The following is an 18,648-nucleotide window of genomic DNA, read 5'->3' on the forward strand; positions in this document are numbered from 1 at the left end:
TTAAATTAGATTATTAAAACAAGAATTAACAAATTATTTAAACACAAATTTTATGGAAGGTTCACAAAAAACTAGTATCGGTCTTAAAGTAGGATTAGGTATTCTATTAGTATTATTTTTAGGAACAGCTTTCTATGCGTCTAAACTATATACAGATAACCAAGAAACTGAAAAAACTCTCATTACAGAAAAACAACAAGTAATGAATGACCTTAACAATATGAGAAATCAGTACGATGAAGCTATTGCGGCTAGTGAGGTAAAAGATCAGGATTTAATTGAAGCAAGAGATCGTATTCAAGGTTTAATGGATTCTCTTAAAGTATCACAGAATAGTGTAAACAGTCTGTGGAGATACAAAAAGAAATTCTTAGCATTACAAGAAGAAATGGACGAGTTGTTAGCCGAAAATGATCGTCTAAAAGTAGAAAACGAGTATTTAGCAACATCTTTAGACAGTACACAGGTGCAATTAGCAGAGCGTACTGTATTTACAGACTCTTTATTAGTACAAAATACAGAGTTGGCAAATGTTGTAGAGGATGCTTCTGCATTGCAAACGGTTGGTCTTAAAGGTATGGGTGTGATAGAAAGACGTAGTGGTAGACAAATACCAACTGAAAGAGCTGGACGTAGTGATAAAATTAAAATCTGTTTTACAGTGGCAAAAAACACTTTAGCTGAAGCGGGTGATAAAGAATTATATGTGCAAGTTATAGACCCTAAAAACAACGTGTTAGGTTCTAATGAGCAAGTACAATTTGAGGATCAAGTATTAAACTATAGTTTAATTAGTCGCTTCAACTACGAAAACAGAAACCTAAATATTTGTGAATATATAGCGGAATCTGATGACACAGATTTTGAAAAAGGACGTTACCAAATAAACGTTTTTAATGATAAAGAATTGATTTCGACTTCAGAGTTTACTTTGAAGTAAGATTTCAAAGATTGATTGATTGATAGTTAAATCCGGAAGTTTTCTTCCGGATTTTTTATATCCTTTAATTGCCCGTTAATAATAACTTGTTCTACAGGATCGTGAGCGAAAGCATAAGGTATTTCGCTGTAATCACTTAGTGGTTTTGTAATAATTAGATTTGCCTTTTTTCCTCTGGTAATGCTACCGTACATACTACTTATTCCCATTGCATAAGCACCATTAATGGTTGCCGCATTAATAGCTTCTTCTGGAGTCATTTTTAACTTTACACAAGCTGCACTTACAATAAAATTCATATTTCCACTAGGAGCAGAACCTGGATTATAATCGGTTGCAATAGCCAATGGTAAACCTGCATCAATAATCTTTCTGGCAGGCGTATACGGAATACTCAAAAAATAGGAACAGCCTGGTAACGCTACAGGCATGGTATCAGAGTTTTTAAGAGCTTTAATATCTTCATCGTTTAACTCTTCAAGATGATCTACAGATAATGCATCGTATTTTGTTCCGAGACCAACACCTCCAAGAATATTAAACTGATTTACATGAATTTTTGGTCTCATGTTGTGTTCTGCAGCAGCTTTTAGAATTGCTTCCGTATCGTCAAGATCAAAATAACCTTTCTCGCAAAAAACGTCGATATAATGGCTTATGTTTAAATCTGAAGCCTGTGGAATTAGTTCTTCTACAATAAGTTTAATGTACTCGTCTTTATTGTCTTTGTATTCAGAAGGTATGGCATGCGCAGCCAAAAGTGTAGGTGTAATCTTAGCTAAACTTTCTTGTTTAATACGTTTTATGACACGAAGCATTTTTAATTCGGCTTCAACCGTTAAGCCATAACCTGTTTTAATTTCAAAAGCACAGGTTCCCATTCTTATAAGTTCTTCAAGTCTATTGATAGACTGTTCGTATAAGTCGTCTTCAGAGGTGTCTTGAAGTAATTTAGCTGAGTTTAAAATGCCACCACCACGATTGGCAATATCTTCATAACTCAATCCATTTATACGATCTACAAATTCCGATGTTCGGTTACCAGCATAAACAACATGAGTGTGAGAGTCGCACCACGCAGGTAAAACAATTTTACCTGTAGCATCTATAATAGTTTCTGCTTCAATGCCTTCGCAATATTCCATTTCGCCATATTCTATAATAGTATCGTGTTCTATGTAGAGGTAGGCATTCTCTAAGACAGGAAGCGTTTTCATGTCTTCACCTTTTACTATCATTACATTATAGTCATGAACTTGGACGAGCTGTTTTATGTTTTTTATAAGAATGGACATAAGTTGGTTTTTTGTAAAGTTCTCTAATTTTTTTGATAAAAAAAAACGCTGATATAAGTATCAGCGTTTAAAAATTAATTAGTTATTGTAGATCTACTTTAAACTACCAACCATGTCTTCTGGTTTTACCCACTCGTCATAATCTTCGGCAGAAACGTAACCTAAATTAATAGCTTCCTCTTTAAGTGTTGTTCCGTTTTTATGGGCTGTGTTAGCAATTTCAGCTGCTTTGTAATAGCCTATTTTAGTATTAAGCGCAGTAACAAGCATTAATGAGTTGTTAAGCAATTCTTTAATTACTGCATGGTTTGGTTCAATACCACTAGCGCAATTTTCTTCAAAGCTTACGCATGCATCACCAATCAATTGAGCAGATTGTAAAATATTAGCAGCCATCATAGGTTTAAAAACATTTAGCTCATAATGACCTTGTGTACCACCAACAGTTACTGCAACGTCGTTACCCATAACTTGTGCGCAAACCATTGTTAATGCCTCACATTGTGTTGGATTTACTTTTCCTGGCATAATAGAACTTCCTGGCTCATTAGCAGGAATAATAATTTCGCCAATACCAGAACGAGGACCAGAAGCCATCATTCTAATATCATTGGCTATTTTGTTTAAGGATACAGCTAATTGTTTTAATGCTCCGTGAGTTTCTACAATAGCGTCGTGTGCAGCTAAAGCTTCAAACTTGTTTTCAGCAGTAACAAAAGGTAAATCTGTAAATTCGGCAATATATTTTGCAACTAAAACATCATACCCTTCTGGTGTATTTAAGCCAGTACCAACTGCGGTTCCTCCCAGTGCTAATTCGCTTAAATGAGCCAGAGTACTCTCAAGAGCTTTTAAGCCATGATCTAATTGAGATACATAACCAGAAAATTCCTGACCCAAGGTTAAAGGTGTCGCATCCATAAGGTGTGTACGACCAATTTTTACAACATCTTTAAAGGCAATGGCTTTGTTGTGTAATGTATTTCTTAATTGTATAACACCAGGAATAGTAGTTTCTACCACTTTTTTGTATGCAGCAATGTGCATACCAGTAGGGAAGGTGTCATTAGACGATTGCGATTTGTTAACATCATCGTTTGGTTGTATGGTTTTATCACCTTCACCAATAACGTTACCAGCTATTTGATGTGCTCTGTTAGCAATCACTTCATTAACATTCATGTTACTTTGTGTACCAGAACCTGTTTGCCAAATTACTAAAGGAAACTGATTGTTATGCTTACCATCTAAAATCTCGTCACAAACCTGTGCAATAAGATCGCGTTTGTCTTTATCTAAAACACCTAAATCGCAATTAGCGTAAGCCGCAGCTTTTTTAAGATATGCAAAACCATATACCACTTCTAAAGGCATAGAAGCTGGTGCACCAATTTTAAAGTTATTACGAGATCGCTCGGTTTGTGCACCCCAAAGTTTATCTGATGGCACTTTTACCTCACCCATAGTGTCTTTTTCTATTCTGTATGTCATGATAATGTATGTTTTTTTAAGCCTTACAAAATTACAGTTTTTGTAAGTGTATTGCTATTAAAATTGTGGTTTTGTTTATACATAAAAGACAGAATGTATGAGTCGTATATCCTTGTTATGATTAGACTAACTGTGTAAATCAAAATACTAATGAATTTTTTATATCTTAACCTTTTAAAACCTAATAAACGCTATTAACTAACAAACAAGCCTCATTATCATGAAGAAAAGCCTAATTGTTTTATTCCTTTTTGCAGGAATAATGAATGTACATGCACAAACCGAACTTACCGACAGCAATGCGGAATCTAAATTACTCATTAACAACAACAGATTAATTGTCTTAGATTTTTATGCCACTTGGTGTGGTCCTTGTAAAATGATGGATCCTATTTTAAAAGAATTAGAAGAAGAATATGGTGACCGTGTAGATTTTTATAAAATAGATGTAGATAAAAATCAAGTAGATGATGCTTTGGGTATTACTGCTATGCCAACATACTTATTTATAAAAAATAGTTCTAATCTAGAACAGATAGAAGGAGCTATGAGTAAAGAAAAAATGGAAAACCTAATAAAAAAGCACATGGATGGTGAAGTAGAAGAGGTTGTTGTAACGTCTACAGATGATTATGTGGAGACTTCTGGATACGATGTGTGGAATAAACATAATGACTCCGACGAGTTTGGACAAGATGTGTTGGATAGTATTTGGGATTCTTGGGAAAAATTAAATAGTTTGTCTTGGCATGCTTATTTAGAGCATGATAATATTAAGGATTTATTAAAAGCTATTAAGGCTGTAGAACGTTCTATAGAATTATATGCTAATTACTACAATACAGATACACATGCAGCATTATTATACAAAACGGGTAATTATACTAAAGCTCTAAAAGTGGCTAAAAAAGCTATAGATTATGCCAAAAGCGAAGAACTTTCTTATGATGATACCTCAGAGTTAATAGAAAAAATTATTGAAGAAATGTAAGTAATAATATATCTAAAACTAAAAAAAGCCCAGATAATTCTGGGCTTTTTAGTTATGTGTAAAATGTAAAATTATTGTTTTACAGAGGTAATAATTACATCAGATTTAACCTCTTGTCCTTCAATAGAAAAAGCCATATTAACTTCAGATTTTATAACGTTCCCTGTTTTAATCTCTATGCTGCTTTTACCATTTAAAGTACCTTCAGAAGCACCAGCAATTGTTCCTGTTACTTTAATTTCTACAGTATCGTCTGTAATAGAAGTTACTTCATAAGTGCTGTTAATGTTCATTCCTTTTTGTTCTTTGCTAGCAGTCCATTTAGAACCAACTCCTACAGCTTCTTCAGGATAAACCATGCCGCTCATATTATCTTTAAAAGAATCAACATCAGCTATACCAGTTTTAATTTCGGTATCTTTAATATTTCCAAGCTTATCATTTTCAATAATCATAACCGTTTCCATAAGCTTTTTCATTTCAGAGTGTGCGCCTTTAGCAAATTCATCCATTTCAGACTCATCCATAGTAGAGTCATAGACCATACTTTGTCCCATATAATCCATAGTCATTTTTACTTTGCTAAATGTAGCTTCTGTTACAATACTGTTGTCTTTTGTATCGGTAACATTAAGATTCATAGTCATAGAAATGCCCATATCCATAAGCTCTCCCATATCTTGATTCATCACTGTTTTTACTTCGTATTTGTCACCTTCCTCGTAGTTTAAACGTAATAAAACTTTCTCTTGAGCAAAAGCTAAGGTGCCAACACACAGTAATAGGGCTAATAGTACTTTTTTCATTTTGTATTTTTGTAAATGTTATATAAGCAAATATAAGATTTAAAACGAGTTGGAATACTCAATGCCCTAAAACTTTGTTAGATCTTTTAACTATAGAGGTTTAAGTTAAAAAAATACGTATGGTTACGTATTGATTTCTTGCTTAAAAAAAGCGAACTTGCTAACCTGTGCTGAACTTGTTTCAGTATCAATTGATATAGTTGATTGAAACGGAACTATATCTTAACAGTAGCCACAAGTTGAAGAAACAGATGAACTACGAAATACCTAATACTTATAATTGGTTCGCGAAACTGAATTTAACTCAATTTATTCCTTGGAATTTTGAATCAGAAATTAATCCGAATTCATCAATCAACGAGCGATTTAAAATTGAGTGCGAACAAAATCGGGAAGTTCTGACTTTTGGACGCAGGCAAGATATGGACACTTATGTCGGATTTGAAATTGTGAATGGAAAAGTAGTGGAAAATATTATTGTTTTTCATCCTTCGTTCGGAACAAATATCAAAGGCTGGAATATAATCGAATCTGAACATTCGGACTTCTTTGACTTTATGCAAAAAAGAGTATTACCTGAAATGAAAGAATGGATTCCTGAAGATGATGTGAACGATTATATATATTAATAAAATGAGTTACGAAATACCAAAATTGAAAATATTGTTAGAATCTGAAAACTTTCGTTCTAGGACCGCTATGTACATCGGCGAAAAGAAACTATCGACTTTAAAAGGTTTTTTGGATGGAGCTTATTACGCATTTGATGCTTATGATGTGAAAGAAATAAATTTATTTGAAGGTTTAAACGATTGGGTCGCTGACTATTATGGTTGGAATGAATCAACTGCTGGATGGAAAAACATAATTCTCAAAGAATGTGATAATGACGAAGTAAAAGGAGTAGACGAATTTTTTAAACTTTATGACATATTTAAAAACAAATAATTAAAAACCAGTGGCTAACAATGGCTAAAAGTAATTGCTTGTTCTCGCCTACTTCTGAAAATCCTCGCGGATTTTCGGTTTGGTGAGTACTTGCAAAGTTTCGTGACAACCCACGCAACAAATCATACACAATCCGATAAGCGTAACCAAAATATCCCTAAAACTTATACCCAAACTTAAAACCAAAGGTAAAATTAAAATGATTGTTGTGATTTAAGCCTTCAATATTGCGTCTTCGGTAATCAAAATGTCCACGGTCATCAATAAGAGTGTCCGTTTCAGGATTGTAATTTCTATTTACGTTTTTAATATCAAATAACCTTACTCCAAACCCAGAGTATAAATCAATAAAGTAATTTTTTCCAATAGGATAATTTAAACCGTATTTTATATTAAATATGTTTACCGATTTGCGCACTACTAATGTTTCGTCTATGATATAGCTTATGTCTTCTGCATCTCTTCTAAAGCTAATATCTTCATTGAATTGATACCTTAGAAAACGCGATTCTATACCAATATATTCGTTTACTCTTGGGTTGCTAGATATACTTAGCAGGTTATAGTATTTTAGCTCGTAACTAAAGGCTCTTCCTTTATTTTTAACGATTTTTAGTTTAGGACTTTTACCACTTCCAAGTCTTTCTGTAAACACAGTACCATACTCTGCACTTACACTTAGCTTGTTAGTAATAAAGTACTCTGCTCCTAAAGTAAGCATGGGTTGCGAAAAAATATCTATAGCTTTTAGTGGTGTGGTATAAACAAAAATGTCATTTCTTTTAAAATAAATAGGTTTGCTGTTTGGACTAAAAAAGGTATTCTGCGTGCTATCTATTTCAAATTGAATATGTCTTTTGTACGAAAAACGTTTAGGATTGGTGAGGTCTATCAAAAAACCTACATAATAAGGAGACATTAAGTTTAAAAAATAAAGACCAGAGGTTCTTTTTCTAAAGGCAAATTTTGTTGAAATGCTATCATTAGAAAGCTCAAACTTCAAAGAGTCTTTTGAGCGGGTCGGAAAAATAGTAACATGGTCTTCTCGTACTAAAAACTCATCACCATCAAATTTTACTTTAGTGTTTTTTGGCGCATGTATGTATACTTTATCTTTCTTACCGTGAAGTATGGTGGTGCAAGAACAGAGAAAGCAAAGACACACCAGTAAAAGTAGTTTGCGCATAGATTGGTTTAATTAAAGATGATAAAAGTGTAAAAAGGTTGCGTGGAAAAGTTATAAAAAAATCTATTTATCAGAATTAATTTTGCGGCTGAGTAAAATTTTGATTTAAATATATTTTAGTCATATTATCTAGAATATTAATATATTTGGTTTAACCCTAATCTAAAATTTACCTACACAATGAAAAGAATACTTCCTCTTTTTGCAATTATCTTATTTTTTAATTTATCCTTTTCTCAAAATTCTGAAACCAACGGAACCACTTTAGAAGAATATAACTATATGATAAGTGGCTACGAAATGCAGATATCTTCTGGTCTGGATTTAAAAAGTGGTTACAAAGTTGATAATATAGATAGTATTACCAAAAGTAATTATTCATTTAGTTTTAATGCCTTTGTAAGAACAAAGCAAAATAAGTTGGCTGGTATTTTAATAATTGCCAAGTCAGAAGTTTCGGGAAGAACTTATTATCTAGGCATGCCAATACACAATACTCAATTGCAAAAATCATTTGAAAATGATGTTAAAAATTGGGATGAAAGAATGACTACGGCATTTGCACAAGCATTGGGCGAATTATATTCTAAACAAGCAATTTTAAATTATAAGGAAGCGAATAAAACCGAATAAATGATTTTTGCTTCTAATTTTTTCGTTCTGCAATATTTAATTTATTTAAAGAAACTTTAAGGTATTAATAGTGTTATCTCTAATCCATTCCCTTGGTATAGAGGTTATAATGCCTTAACTTAGCATACTTTCGTTAGGTATGCCTTTTCAGTTTTAATAAAGCAATATCTTGCTTTATCCATGGTGTACGTTTTATAATACTAAAACACGTTTATGAAGAACACCAAATTTATTTTTAGTATAGTTTTAATCGTTATCATTTTTGCTATAAAACCCATTGCCAATTGGGCATCGGAGCAATGGAATATGGATTTGTCGCTTGTAGTAGAGCAACGTAGAAATTTCATTATTGTGGCTATAGCATGGTTTCTTATCATTCTATTGAGGCGTATAAAACGTCAAGTATTAAAACAATATGACATAAATAAGGAAGATAATTTAAAATCCAGAAAAGTCTACACGCAGTTTAATATTCTTGAAAAGGTAATTGTCTTTATCATTATACTCACTGCTATTGGCCTCATATTATTGTCTTTTGAGAGTATTAGAGAGATAGGTGTTGGTATTTTTGCTTCTGCTGGTGTAGCAGGTATTATTTTAGGTTTATCAGCCCAAAAAGTGTTTGGTGCTTTAATGGCAGGTATTCAGATTGCCATAACACAACCTTTTAGAATAGACGATGCTGTTGTTGTGGAAGGAGAATGGGGTTGGATTGAAGAGATTAACCTGACGTATGTGGTTGTAAGATTGTGGGACAAAAGACGTTTGGTTTTACCATCTACTTATTTTTTGGAAAAACCTTTTCAAAACTGGACACGCTCTAGCGCAGATATTATTGGCACTGTGTTTTTGTATACAGATTATAATGTGCCTTTTGACGCTTTACGGGCCGAACTGAAACGAATTTTAGACAATACTGATTTATGGGATAAAAAGGTACAAGTGCTTCAGGTTACCGATTCTAAAGAATTTACAGTAGAAACACGGATTTTGGTAAGTGCAAAAAACTCTCCTACAGCTTGGGATTTACGAGTATACGTCAGGGAAAAAATGATCGATTTTATCAAGGAAAGTTATCCTGATAGTTTACCACGTACGCGAGTAATATTAGCAGAGTCTAAAACAGAAGAGGGTAAGGCTTAAATAATCTTTCCGTCAACCATTGTTAATTTTCTATCAGCCATATTGGCTAATTCTTGATTGTGGGTAACAATAACAAACGTTTGTTTAAACTCATCTCTCAACTTAAAAAAGAGCTGATGCAGTTGTTCTGCAGATTCGCTATCTAAATTACCAGATGGTTCATCTGCAAAAATAATGTTTGGTTGATTTATTAAAGCTCTAGCAACAGCTACACGTTGCTGCTCACCACCAGACATACTATTTGGTTTGTGGTGTATTCTATCCTTTAAACCTAAATAATCTAGCAATTCTATAGCACGTTTTTCAGCATCTGCTTTGGATGTATTATTTATAAATGCAGGAATACAAACATTCTCTAATGCCGTAAATTCTGGTAATAATTGATGAAACTGAAAGATGAAACCAATATGCTTGTTTCTAAATTTGGCTAAAGCCTTATCATTGAGTTTTGTGATGGATTGTCCATTAATCTCTAGTGTTGTATCACTTTTAAAATCGGGTTTATCTAATGTTCCCAAAATTTGTAATAACGTGGTTTTACCAGCACCAGAAGCACCAACTATAGAAATAATTTCACTTTCAGCAATGTTAACGTCTACACCTTTTAAAACGTGTAAATCTTTATAAGACTTATGAATGTTGGTAGCTTTTATCATACAAGAGCGAAAATACTATTTTTTTAGATTATTAAGTGCTTGGTTTGTTAGACTTTTAAATTGTTAGATTTTAAAGACATTACAATAAAAATAAAGCTGTCAATTTTGTGTTGAGACAGTAAAGATTTACTAATAATTAAGAGTTGACACCAAATCTTCTTTTACGATTTGAAAGAAAGTTGTTGGCTTGTCCACTTTGTGGCTTGTTACTCTTTTTAAAAATAGACTTGATACCATTAAAATCTAAGAAATACTGAAGTCTTACCGAAATAGTATGTTGTATTGGTTGATCAAAAAGTGTGTCTAAACTTTCAGAATAACTATCTTGAGACATCGTATCAAAATTAAATAGCTGATTTCTATATAATGCAGTAAGGAAGCTGCCTGGTGCAAATTGCCAAGAGTAGCTTAAGTCTATATTCCAAGTGCTAAAATTTATATTTGGCGATTCGTCAACATTATCTACAGTATAGCCTTGGTCTGTAGTAAGACGGCCGTTATCTAATAGCGTAAACAGTTCATAATCATAATTTACAGTATCCCAATAGTGTCTAAAGCTTAACGCAACAGAATTAAAAGGGTTGAAGGTGTAATTTGCAGATACGGTGTTTGTGATTCGCTTTCTGTTGCGTTCACCAAATATTGGTTGATCATCTTGATACGTAGCATAACCGCGTGAGCCGTTAGACATATTGAGGCTAAAACTATAAATCATAAGTAATTTGTCACTAGGTCTAACTCTTGGGCTTAAGAATATATTATAGCCAAACAAATCTCTTCCTTCCTCGAATATTTTAAAAATGCCACCATCAATATCAAAGGCAAATACTTTGTTGTAATTTGAAGAATAAAAGCCACCTACACTGGCAATATCTTCAAAAATAAAAGGTCTACCATCTCTCGATTCAAAATAATCATATTGCTTACCGGGTTCTACGTTAAAATTAAAACCATAAGAATTTAATTTTTTGGTTTGGGCAAAGTAACGTCCGCCAAAATTCATACCTGTAAATACACCTGGATTAGCAAGGTTTCTGTAATTAATCCAAGCGTTAATTCTATAGTTGTTTAATTTTCCTTTAGGTTCAAAAGTCTGGTACCATATGTCTGCCCCAAAGTTGTTAAAGTTATTTCTAAAGTTTAGACCTAAGTCATTAATTTCATATTTAGTATCTGCAAAGCTATGATCAAAACTATAACGTAAATTACCATGTGTTTTGGCCATATAAAAGAATGAGCTGAAACCTGTTTCGCTATCAGAATTTTGGTAGTTAACGTTACTCATTTTAGCCTCTGCATTTATAACATAAGTATTTCTCTTATTTTGAAGATTAGTAACAAGTGCTGTTGCGTTTCCATCTCTAAATTCACCCTCACGCATTACATTTGTATTGATTAAACTTACTGATGAATTGCCATTGAATTGCTGGTCTACAACCAAAATGTTGTAATTGGTAAAAGGCTCAATTACTTCTCTGCGTTTGGTTATAATGGTGTCTATAACCTCATTGTTTTCATTAAAGATTTCATCACTTCTGGTTATTGTGGCATACGTTTTTTCGGTAATAGCATTAAATACACCAACTCCGAGCCCTTTTTTAGTTCTTCCAGAAATCTTAACAGCATTTAAAACCTTAACTTCTTCTGGTATATCTGCTTCCTCGTTATCGTCTAAATCTAATTCGCCACTTGGTCTGCCACCAACACGTCTCGAAAAGAATAAATCTCCTTTAGAAAACAAGTCTACACCTTCAGTAAAAAATTGACGTTGCTCTGAAAATGTCTGCTCAAAAGGTCCCAGATTTAGAACTACTCTGTCAAAACCAGCTTGGCTAAAATCTGGCACTAAAGTAGCATCTAGAGTAAAATTATCGGTAATACCATATTTAACATCCATACCAAAGGTTAAATCTGTGTCAGTATCACCATCAAAACTATTTAGAATTCCTGTTGAAAAAGGGTAGAGGTTAAGTCTTACTGGTGGTTTAAGGTTTTTTAAGCCTTTCAGTTCGCCATGATACAAACCTATGTTACCTTGTGTTGGGTCAAACTCATTCCAAGTATATTGTGAACGATCTCTTCTAAAATGTCTGTGAAACTGAAGTCCCCAAGTTGGTTCTTCTTGCTCTGGAAAACGTAATGTTCTGTACGGTATTTCTATTTCAACAATCCAACCATCATCTACAATTTGCACAGCACTTTGCCAAACGGCATTCCAGCTAAAATCTTCACCAATAGTAGGGTTTGCAATGGCATCTGCCTGTTGGCCAGAACTGAATACAAAGAACTCAGTATCATTTTGAGCATCGTTATTTGGGTTTAATATCACAGCAAAAAAGTCATTCTGCCCAAAATTATCGCGAGTGGTTAATTGCTTCATAATTTTCATTGGGTCATCATAAAGATATGCAGCAACGTAAATAGCATCGTCGTCATAACTCATTTTTACTTCGGTTCGTTGTGCTGTTGGTAATTTATTACCAATCTCTGGTCTAAATTGAATAAAGTCTGTTGCTACATCTGCATTTGTCCAAATAGCATCATCTAAAACACCATCTATTTTTGGTTTGTTAGAAGCCCTTTTAATGTTGAGTGTTTTCTTATCCTTGGTAAGAACTGTGTTTTCTTCTTGCGAATGTACTACGCTGCAAAAAACTAGGATAAACAGAATGAAAATAGAACGTTGGTTCATGATGATTGATTGATGTATTCTTCGGTTTGCTAATAAAGACTAACGTTTTTTATAAGTGTTACACTTTTAGCTTTTTTTGTTCTTAAACTTCTATCGAGTTATTTTTTACAAAACTAGCTTGTGATAGCATTGATGCTTCTTAACTAAACGTTAAAAATCCTAGGTATTGTTAACAGGATTACTGAAATATCCCCATATCATTAAAATTTGGAATACTTATTGCTTATTATTTGATAGTTTAATAATTAAATAGCTACATGAATACATATAAAAAATTAGGTCTTAGTATATTTTTTGACGCATTAGGGTATGTGTCTTTTATTTTTCCGCTTTTTGATGTTGTTTGGGCACCATTATCTGCTTATTTAATGACAAAAATGTACAGAGGAAGAAAAGGAAAAGTTGCAGCGGTGATTTCGTTTGCAGAAGAGGCTTTGCCGTTTATGGATATTGTACCTACATTCTCGTTAATGTGGTTGTACACCTTTGTTTTAAACAAAGAGAGTGATAACTTAGTAAAAGCATAATAAAAAAAGGCTGAACTATTAGTTCAGCCTTTTTTTAATACTATAATTACGATTAGAAATCTTCTACGGCAATATCAAAACTTACTTCAATATCAGTAGTTCCATCTTCAGATAAAGCGTCTGCTACTGTACCGTCGTTTGGTTTTTTTCCTTCGTGGATTATCGCAATAGTTAACTGACCTGTGCCAATGGCTCCTGTATTTGCTGTTGAAATAAAGCCAAGCGGATTACCATTACCATCAACATCAGTAGTATTAATAGTGATACCAGCATTATTTATATAGAAAATCTCGTGGTCTTCTGCATCATCTTCTGCAATTTCTGCACCTACATCATCAATGTCACCATCTTCATGTTCGTGTAATAATTGTAATATACCTGTATACGATGCGTTTGCAGTTAAAGGACCAGAAACAGTGTAAGTACCGTCTGCGCCACCTTCTCCATCTAAATCTTGAAACGTTAGTGTTACAACATCTGCAGCGTTAGTTGTATTAGTTAATGTATAAATTAACGTATTTGCTTCCTCATGCTCATGATTGTGGTCGTGATCACCATCATCATCACTAGAACAGCTTGTAAATGCTAAACTAGACACGAAGAATAGCGCAAGTAATTTAATTGTATTTGATTTCATAGTTTTTATTTTAAAATTTGACATAGTTTGTTTTATTTAATAATTGAGTTTTAGTTTTATATTAAAGTTTCTTCCAACGTCGTCGGCGAAATAACGTAATCTGTTTAAGTAATTTCTATACGATACGTTGAACATGTTATTGATATTAAACGCTACATTAAGTTTACTTTTCTTAAATACTTTGAATGTAGCAGAACTGTTAAAATGAAACAGTGTAAATGCATCCGTAGGAGAACTTATATCTACATAAGTATCCTCTTGAGTTATGGGGTTGAATGTGGTAAAATTATAATCTGGAAACCTATTTTGTCTCAATTCGGTATACTGTGTAATACCCACAGTAAGTTCATTAAGACTTTTATTGCTATATGTAATTGAGTTAGAGAAATTTGTTGACGGCATATGTATTAATGGAACATTGTCCGTTAAGTTATCTCCACGCAATAAGCTAAGGCTTCCTTTATAATTAAAGTTATCTGTCAACCTTTTATTAACATCAACATCAACACCAAATATCTGAGCATTGACTTGGTCGTATTGCCATTCAATAAAAGCTCCTCGAATTGTGGTTGATGCTTCTCCACCAGGAATTAATTGAATAAAATCATTAATATACCTGTAATACGGACTTATAGAGAACCCAAAGTTTTCATTATTTCTTTCAAATGATAACAAAAATTTATGAGCTACCTCTTTAGTAAGCGTTAAATCTCCAATCTCTATTCTTGCAGCACTATGATGTAGACCATCGCTAAATAATTCAGAAACATTAGGCATTCTAGAAGCTAAACCATAATTGAATAATAATTCGTGATTATTATTAAAGCTTCTAGTTAAGCCTAGATTAGCAGAAATGTTATGAAAGCTAAATTCTGGGAACGTTAATATCTCAAAATCCTCTACGATACCAGAACTAAATTCTGGATATAGCTCGTCATAATTATTTTCTTCCCAATCAAAGACTTTATACTTTTTCTCAGCTTCAATTTTAGCATAATCGTATCTAAAACCAGCACTTACAGAAGTACGAGTATCTATATCATAGTTAGCTATGGTATATATACCAGTTTCGTATTTGTCATAATCTGGAATTAATGGAATACTAATTCCTGTCGATTCTTGGTCTGCAGAACTGTTTTGCTGATAACGAAGCAAGAAGCCTGTATTGATAATAAGATTATCAAAAGCGTCGATTTTTAAGTTAGGTTGTAATGAGGTTGTAAACAACCTAAAATCGGCAGCAGGCAACTCATTTAAACCAGCTCTTCGTCTATCAAACTCTTTTCTTCTGTTAATCTGAAAATCGTATTGAAGGGATAACTTTCCTAAGCCCTTAAAACGCTTATAAGCTTCTACTTTTCCAAGGTGATGTATTATCGCTTGCCTAGGATTTTCTATTGTATGCGAAAAGTCACTAATATAAGCAGGTTCTTGTCTGTTTATTGCTCTTACTAAGTCGTTTACATTACCAACGTGTGCAGCTCTAATAATACCAATGGTATTATCAACATAGCTATAGTAAGCATCAAATCCTTTTTCAAAAGATTTGTATCCAATTCTTGCAGAAGCGTTAATACTTTTTATCCCAGAATTTGATAGGTTATAATCTGAAGCTTTAAAATCTCCAAAGCGCTTATAACTTGCTTGAGCCTTGGCGTAAAAACCACTTTCATAGGTTTTAATCAATTCTGTATTTGCATTTCCGCCTAGACCATTAGAATTTAATGACAATGATGTGCTACCAAATATGCTGTCTTTAGCGATGAAGTTTTCTGGACGAATTAAAACGATTCCACCAATAGCATCACTACCATGCATAAGTGTATTTGCACCTTTTATAACTTCTATACGTCCACCAGAATTAATATCTACATTAGGCGCGTGTTCTTCTCCCCATTCTTGGTCAAACATACGTACATTGTTATTTATAATTAACAATCTGCTGCTGTGTAACCCATGAATCATTGGTTTAACGATACTATTACCTGTATTTAATGTAGATACTCCACTTACTGTAGTTAGAGCATCACCTAAAGAGCGGTCTGTATAGTTCTCTATGTCAGACTTGCTTACAGTTTGTTGAATGCTAGTTTTCTCTAGTTTAGAGCTTCCGGCAACAGTTACTTCTGTAAGTTCTTCAATATGATGTTCTAAAGCAATACTTTTAAAAATATCACTTTCAATGTTATATGTTATAGTTTTGGTTTCACAGCCTACATGCGAAATAACAAGTGTTAATTCTCCTTTGCAGAGCTTTTCAATTTTAAATTTTCCATCGACATCAGATGTTGTGTACTTATCTAAATTTTGCATATATATAGTAGCACCAACGATAGGAGAATTGTTGTGAAAGTCTTTGAGTTCGCCAAGAAATGTATAATTACAATCTTGTGAAGAACCTAACTGAGATATTAGTAAAAGTATGAATAATGCCTTAAGCCTCATAACTATAAATTATAGTAAGTGGTTGATTGCTAAGTGTTATAAGAAACACTAGCAATTAATTTTTTTATTTGCGATAAGTATTAGGCTGAAGCGGGTGGACCTCTTAAGTAAGAGGTATCTCCTAGATGTGTTCTTAAGAACAAATAAAAGCTTGTATGAGCTTTATTGTAATTATTTAGAATTACGGTTTCAGATGTGTAAAAACCAGAATAGTAGTTTGTATTAAGTTTAAACTTATAAAACTCACAGTCTACATCTAATTCGTGGAAATGAGTGTTATCATTACTATCGTTTTTACAAACTTCGTGTTTGTGGTGTGTAAAAACATGAGATAACTTTACAGCAGATGGTAATAATACTGCAAGCATTAATACCAAAGCAATTACTTTATATGTAGGTTTTATGATAGTTTTTCTACTCAATCTACAAAGCGTTTTAAGCCAAATCTCCTCAACATTTTTTTCTCAAATTCCCAGAAGAATTGGAACTGACCAAACAGCCAACCAAAGGTAACTAAAAGAATCTGATAAAAAATTAGTCCAATTATAATAAATAAAATCCAGTAGAGGATAGGGTTTAAGTTTTCTTTAGTAATTCCTAGAAAATAAATAATTGGTCTTCCTACGTATAATGAAGAAGAACCTGTGACTGCAAAAACAATAAACACGCGTATCATTTCCCATCTGTATTGAAGTTTCCAACGCTTTTCAAGGAACTTAAATAGCTTCAAAGTTAAAACTAACAGGCTTATAAATAAAGCGAATGTAGCAATGAGAATATATCCAAATTTATCGAAAAAGGCCATTGCTAATTTATATGAAGAATACCCAAGACTTAGGAGACCGATTAGCGGAAAAACTAATTGCCAATTACGTTGAATTTCCCAATTTTCCTTAAACTTATTCATAGCACTTTTACAGTGCTGCAAAATTAAGCTAAATTCTAGGAATTATAGAGGTTAATTGCTGTTTATATTTTAGCTGAAAATATAAAAAGTAGTTGTAGAGTTTATAATTAACTTCATAACCATAATCCGTACGAGAATCATAGTCTATTCTAACCTGATACAAGTTTGGATCATAACTATGAGGTTGAAGATTTCTTTGATTCCATGCTTGTACCAAATAGATATTTCTGTTTTCTAGATAAGTTTGAGAATGAAAACCACGAGGTCTTGCTGTACTGGCTAACCAAGCATTAAAGCCTGGCTCTATAATAATAATTTCGTAATCTGTTTCGTCACTGCTTATAGAAACAGTGTCATTTTCTACTAAAGCGTTCTCATTACCATTATTAATCGTTGGATTTGTATTGTACGATTTGCAACTGGCAATTAATGCAATAAGAACAACGAATGGAATAATCTTTTTCATAACATTAAAGGTATTAATAATTTTTTTCATTTTAGAATAATTGATGTTAAAGACAAATTAAAGCACTAATAGTGTTTTGTAAAATAGCTAATGAGTAAATACACCAAATCAATGAGTGAGACTACATAAATAAAAAAAGCAACTCCTAAGAGTTGCTTTATTATATATAAATATGGTAGGATTTTATTTTCCGAATAAGCCTCCTAAAAGACCACCAAGACCACCTTTTTTCTTAGCACCTCCAAGTACCATTCCTGCAACATCATCAATAACGCTACCGTCTCCATCGGCATCTAATATTTTTTCTAAGAAACTTTGCTCATTTTTAGTGTCGTTACCACCAAGTAATCCGCCTAATAAACCTGTAAGGTCGCTCTGAGAACTTACATTGTTTTGGCGAGATTGCTTACCTAAAACACCCATTAAGATTGGTGCCGCAACTTTCAGAATGTTACCAACAGAACCAGCATCTAAACCAGATTTTTGTCCGATAACTTGCTCTACACCTTGACGTTTTTGTCCTAATACATGCCCAAGAATTTTATCTCCATCAGTTTTTACTTCTTCATCAACTCCGCCTCCAAAAAGACCTCCTAAATTATCTAAGATACTACCATCGTGCTTATTACTTAAAGCTCCCATAAGACCTTGAGCTCCTTCAGGTGTAGAAGCATTACGCTCCATAGCTTTCATAAGCACAGGTAAAGCCATTGTTAAAACACTACTTGTTTTTCCTTGATCCGTTCCTGTAGAACCAGAAACACCACTAATTATGGTTTTTCCTAAATCACTATTTAATAAGTCTAAAATTCCTTCCATTGTTTTATAAAATTAAGGTTAAAAAATTCAGTTTAATAAGGTACAAAAAAAGTCCCATACAATATA

19 protein-coding genes are annotated in these 18,648 nt (G+C 33.0%); 7 read left to right on the forward strand and 12 right to left on the reverse strand.

Going from position 1 to position 18,648, the window contains the following annotated elements; translation table 11 throughout:
* Positions 1 to 52 precede the first annotated feature (52 nt).
* Entirely contained in the window at positions 53 to 940 is an 888-nt protein-coding gene (locus tag V1468_RS08090) for a chromosome partitioning protein ParA (protein ID WP_331809732.1), read from the forward strand.
* Positions 941 to 966: 26 nt separating this feature from the next.
* Here V1468_RS08090 and hutI read toward each other — a convergent pair whose 3' ends face one another.
* Positions 967 to 2,235, reverse strand: a complete 1,269-nt coding sequence (hutI, locus tag V1468_RS08095) for an imidazolonepropionase (protein ID WP_331809733.1) — start codon at positions 2,233 to 2,235, stop codon at positions 967 to 969.
* A gap of 93 nt (positions 2,236 to 2,328) precedes the next feature.
* Entirely contained in the window at positions 2,329 to 3,726 is a 1,398-nt protein-coding gene (gene fumC, locus V1468_RS08100; RefSeq protein ID WP_331809734.1) for a class II fumarate hydratase, read from the reverse strand.
* Between the two features lie 220 nt (positions 3,727 to 3,946).
* On the opposite strand from fumC, the gene trxA reads away from it, so the two are divergent.
* Complete coding sequence (gene trxA, locus V1468_RS08105; RefSeq protein ID WP_331809735.1) at positions 3,947 to 4,717, forward strand: thioredoxin; 771 nt, start codon at positions 3,947 to 3,949, stop codon at positions 4,715 to 4,717.
* A 71-nt stretch (positions 4,718 to 4,788) separates the two neighbouring features.
* On the opposite strand, the gene V1468_RS08110 is transcribed toward trxA, so the two are convergent.
* A complete protein-coding gene (locus V1468_RS08110) occupies positions 4,789 to 5,523 on the reverse strand; it encodes a DUF6263 family protein (protein ID WP_331809736.1) in 735 nt (244 codons plus the stop codon).
* 251 nt (positions 5,524 to 5,774) lie between these two features.
* Here V1468_RS08110 and V1468_RS08115 point away from each other — a divergent pair, with 251 nt between their 5' ends.
* Together V1468_RS08115 and V1468_RS08120 are read left to right on the forward strand one after the other, a co-directional pair.
* Positions 5,775 to 6,152: a hypothetical protein gene (locus V1468_RS08115; RefSeq protein WP_331809737.1), complete on the forward strand. Its 378-nt coding sequence runs from the start codon at positions 5,775 to 5,777 to the stop codon at positions 6,150 to 6,152.
* A gap of 4 nt (positions 6,153 to 6,156) precedes the next feature.
* Complete coding sequence (locus V1468_RS08120) at positions 6,157 to 6,471, forward strand: hypothetical protein (protein ID WP_331809738.1); 315 nt, start codon at positions 6,157 to 6,159, stop codon at positions 6,469 to 6,471.
* Between the two features lie 157 nt (positions 6,472 to 6,628).
* Here the strand turns inward: V1468_RS08120 and V1468_RS08125 are convergent, their stop codons facing one another.
* A complete protein-coding gene (locus tag V1468_RS08125) occupies positions 6,629 to 7,657 on the reverse strand; it encodes a hypothetical protein (protein WP_331809739.1) in 1,029 nt (342 codons plus the stop codon).
* A 180-nt stretch (positions 7,658 to 7,837) separates the two neighbouring features.
* On the opposite strand from V1468_RS08125, the gene V1468_RS08130 reads away from it, so the two are divergent.
* Together V1468_RS08130 and V1468_RS08135 are read left to right on the forward strand one after the other, a co-directional pair.
* A complete protein-coding gene (locus V1468_RS08130) occupies positions 7,838 to 8,290 on the forward strand; it encodes a hypothetical protein (protein ID WP_331809740.1) in 453 nt (150 codons plus the stop codon).
* Positions 8,291 to 8,503: 213 nt separating this feature from the next.
* Complete coding sequence (locus V1468_RS08135; RefSeq protein WP_331809741.1) at positions 8,504 to 9,433, forward strand: mechanosensitive ion channel family protein; 930 nt, start codon at positions 8,504 to 8,506, stop codon at positions 9,431 to 9,433.
* Here V1468_RS08135 and V1468_RS08140 read toward each other — a convergent pair.
* Both V1468_RS08140 and V1468_RS08145 read right to left on the reverse strand, forming a co-directional pair.
* On the reverse strand, positions 9,430 to 10,089 hold the full coding sequence (locus V1468_RS08140; RefSeq protein ID WP_331809742.1) for an ABC transporter ATP-binding protein: 660 nt from the start codon (positions 10,087 to 10,089) through the stop codon (positions 9,430 to 9,432). The two genes, V1468_RS08135 and V1468_RS08140, sit on opposite strands and share 4 nt — an antisense overlap.
* A 136-nt stretch (positions 10,090 to 10,225) precedes the next feature.
* Positions 10,226 to 12,781 (reverse strand): DUF5916 domain-containing protein, encoded by a 2,556-nt coding sequence (locus V1468_RS08145; RefSeq protein WP_331809743.1) that lies wholly within the window; start codon positions 12,779 to 12,781, stop codon positions 10,226 to 10,228.
* 257 nt (positions 12,782 to 13,038) lie between these two features.
* Here V1468_RS08145 and V1468_RS08150 point away from each other — a divergent pair, with 257 nt between their 5' ends.
* Positions 13,039 to 13,308: a hypothetical protein gene (locus tag V1468_RS08150; protein WP_331809744.1), complete on the forward strand. Its 270-nt coding sequence runs from the start codon at positions 13,039 to 13,041 to the stop codon at positions 13,306 to 13,308.
* 52 nt (positions 13,309 to 13,360) lie between these two features.
* Here the strand turns inward: V1468_RS08150 and V1468_RS08155 are convergent, their stop codons facing one another.
* The 6 genes from V1468_RS08155 to V1468_RS08180 form a co-directional block, all read right to left on the reverse strand.
* Positions 13,361 to 13,945 carry a type 1 periplasmic binding fold superfamily protein gene (locus tag V1468_RS08155; RefSeq protein WP_331809745.1) on the reverse strand — a complete coding sequence of 195 codons (585 nt, stop codon included), beginning with the start codon at positions 13,943 to 13,945 and terminating at the stop codon, positions 13,361 to 13,363.
* A gap of 36 nt (positions 13,946 to 13,981) precedes the next feature.
* The gene (locus tag V1468_RS08160) at positions 13,982 to 16,390 is read right to left on the reverse strand and encodes a TonB-dependent receptor (RefSeq protein WP_331809746.1); all 2,409 of its coding nucleotides are present in this window, start codon (positions 16,388 to 16,390) and stop codon (positions 13,982 to 13,984) included.
* An 80-nt stretch (positions 16,391 to 16,470) separates the two neighbouring features.
* The gene (locus tag V1468_RS08165; protein ID WP_331809747.1) at positions 16,471 to 16,812 is read right to left on the reverse strand and encodes a hypothetical protein; all 342 of its coding nucleotides are present in this window, start codon (positions 16,810 to 16,812) and stop codon (positions 16,471 to 16,473) included.
* Positions 16,809 to 17,297, reverse strand: a complete 489-nt coding sequence (locus tag V1468_RS08170; RefSeq protein WP_331809748.1) for a DUF6787 family protein — start codon at positions 17,295 to 17,297, stop codon at positions 16,809 to 16,811. Before V1468_RS08170 ends, V1468_RS08165 begins: the two co-directional genes overlap by 4 nt.
* A gap of 28 nt (positions 17,298 to 17,325) precedes the next feature.
* Entirely contained in the window at positions 17,326 to 17,793 is a 468-nt protein-coding gene (locus V1468_RS08175; RefSeq protein ID WP_331809749.1) for a DUF6146 family protein, read from the reverse strand.
* Between the two features lie 153 nt (positions 17,794 to 17,946).
* On the reverse strand, positions 17,947 to 18,582 hold the full coding sequence (locus tag V1468_RS08180; RefSeq protein ID WP_331809750.1) for a DUF937 domain-containing protein: 636 nt from the start codon (positions 18,580 to 18,582) through the stop codon (positions 17,947 to 17,949).
* Positions 18,583 to 18,648 lie beyond the last annotated feature (66 nt).

Source organism: Winogradskyella poriferorum (assembly GCF_036553625.1).
GTDB lineage: Bacteria > Bacteroidota > Bacteroidia > Flavobacteriales > Flavobacteriaceae > Winogradskyella > Winogradskyella poriferorum.

Bases quoted from the DNA above. Each gene is read 5' to 3' on its own strand.
- hutI (WP_331809733.1), bottom strand. From the start codon at position 2,235: ATGTCCATTCTTATAAAAAACATAAAACAGCTCGTCCAAGTTCATGAC.
- V1468_RS08155 (WP_331809745.1), bottom strand. From the start codon at position 13,945: ATGAAATCAAATACAATTAAATTACTTGCGCTATTCTTCGTGTCTAGT.
- trxA (WP_331809735.1), top strand. From the start codon at position 3,947: ATGAAGAAAAGCCTAATTGTTTTATTCCTTTTTGCAGGAATAATGAAT.
- V1468_RS08170 (WP_331809748.1), bottom strand. From the start codon at position 17,297: ATGAATAAGTTTAAGGAAAATTGGGAAATTCAACGTAATTGGCAATTA.
- V1468_RS08145 (WP_331809743.1), bottom strand. From the start codon at position 12,781: ATGAACCAACGTTCTATTTTCATTCTGTTTATCCTAGTTTTTTGCAGC.
- V1468_RS08175 (WP_331809749.1), bottom strand. From the start codon at position 17,793: ATGAAAAAAATTATTAATACCTTTAATGTTATGAAAAAGATTATTCCA.
- V1468_RS08130 (WP_331809740.1), top strand. From the start codon at position 7,838: ATGAAAAGAATACTTCCTCTTTTTGCAATTATCTTATTTTTTAATTTA.
- V1468_RS08110 (WP_331809736.1), bottom strand. From the start codon at position 5,523: ATGAAAAAAGTACTATTAGCCCTATTACTGTGTGTTGGCACCTTAGCT.
- fumC (WP_331809734.1), bottom strand. From the start codon at position 3,726: ATGACATACAGAATAGAAAAAGACACTATGGGTGAGGTAAAAGTGCCA.
- V1468_RS08140 (WP_331809742.1), bottom strand. From the start codon at position 10,089: ATGATAAAAGCTACCAACATTCATAAGTCTTATAAAGATTTACACGTT.
- V1468_RS08180 (WP_331809750.1), bottom strand. From the start codon at position 18,582: ATGGAAGGAATTTTAGACTTATTAAATAGTGATTTAGGAAAAACCATA.
- V1468_RS08115 (WP_331809737.1), top strand. From the start codon at position 5,775: ATGAACTACGAAATACCTAATACTTATAATTGGTTCGCGAAACTGAAT.
- V1468_RS08135 (WP_331809741.1), top strand. From the start codon at position 8,504: ATGAAGAACACCAAATTTATTTTTAGTATAGTTTTAATCGTTATCATT.
- V1468_RS08150 (WP_331809744.1), top strand. From the start codon at position 13,039: ATGAATACATATAAAAAATTAGGTCTTAGTATATTTTTTGACGCATTA.
- V1468_RS08090 (WP_331809732.1), top strand. From the start codon at position 53: ATGGAAGGTTCACAAAAAACTAGTATCGGTCTTAAAGTAGGATTAGGT.
- V1468_RS08160 (WP_331809746.1), bottom strand. From the start codon at position 16,390: ATGAGGCTTAAGGCATTATTCATACTTTTACTAATATCTCAGTTAGGT.
- V1468_RS08120 (WP_331809738.1), top strand. From the start codon at position 6,157: ATGAGTTACGAAATACCAAAATTGAAAATATTGTTAGAATCTGAAAAC.
- V1468_RS08125 (WP_331809739.1), bottom strand. From the start codon at position 7,657: ATGCGCAAACTACTTTTACTGGTGTGTCTTTGCTTTCTCTGTTCTTGC.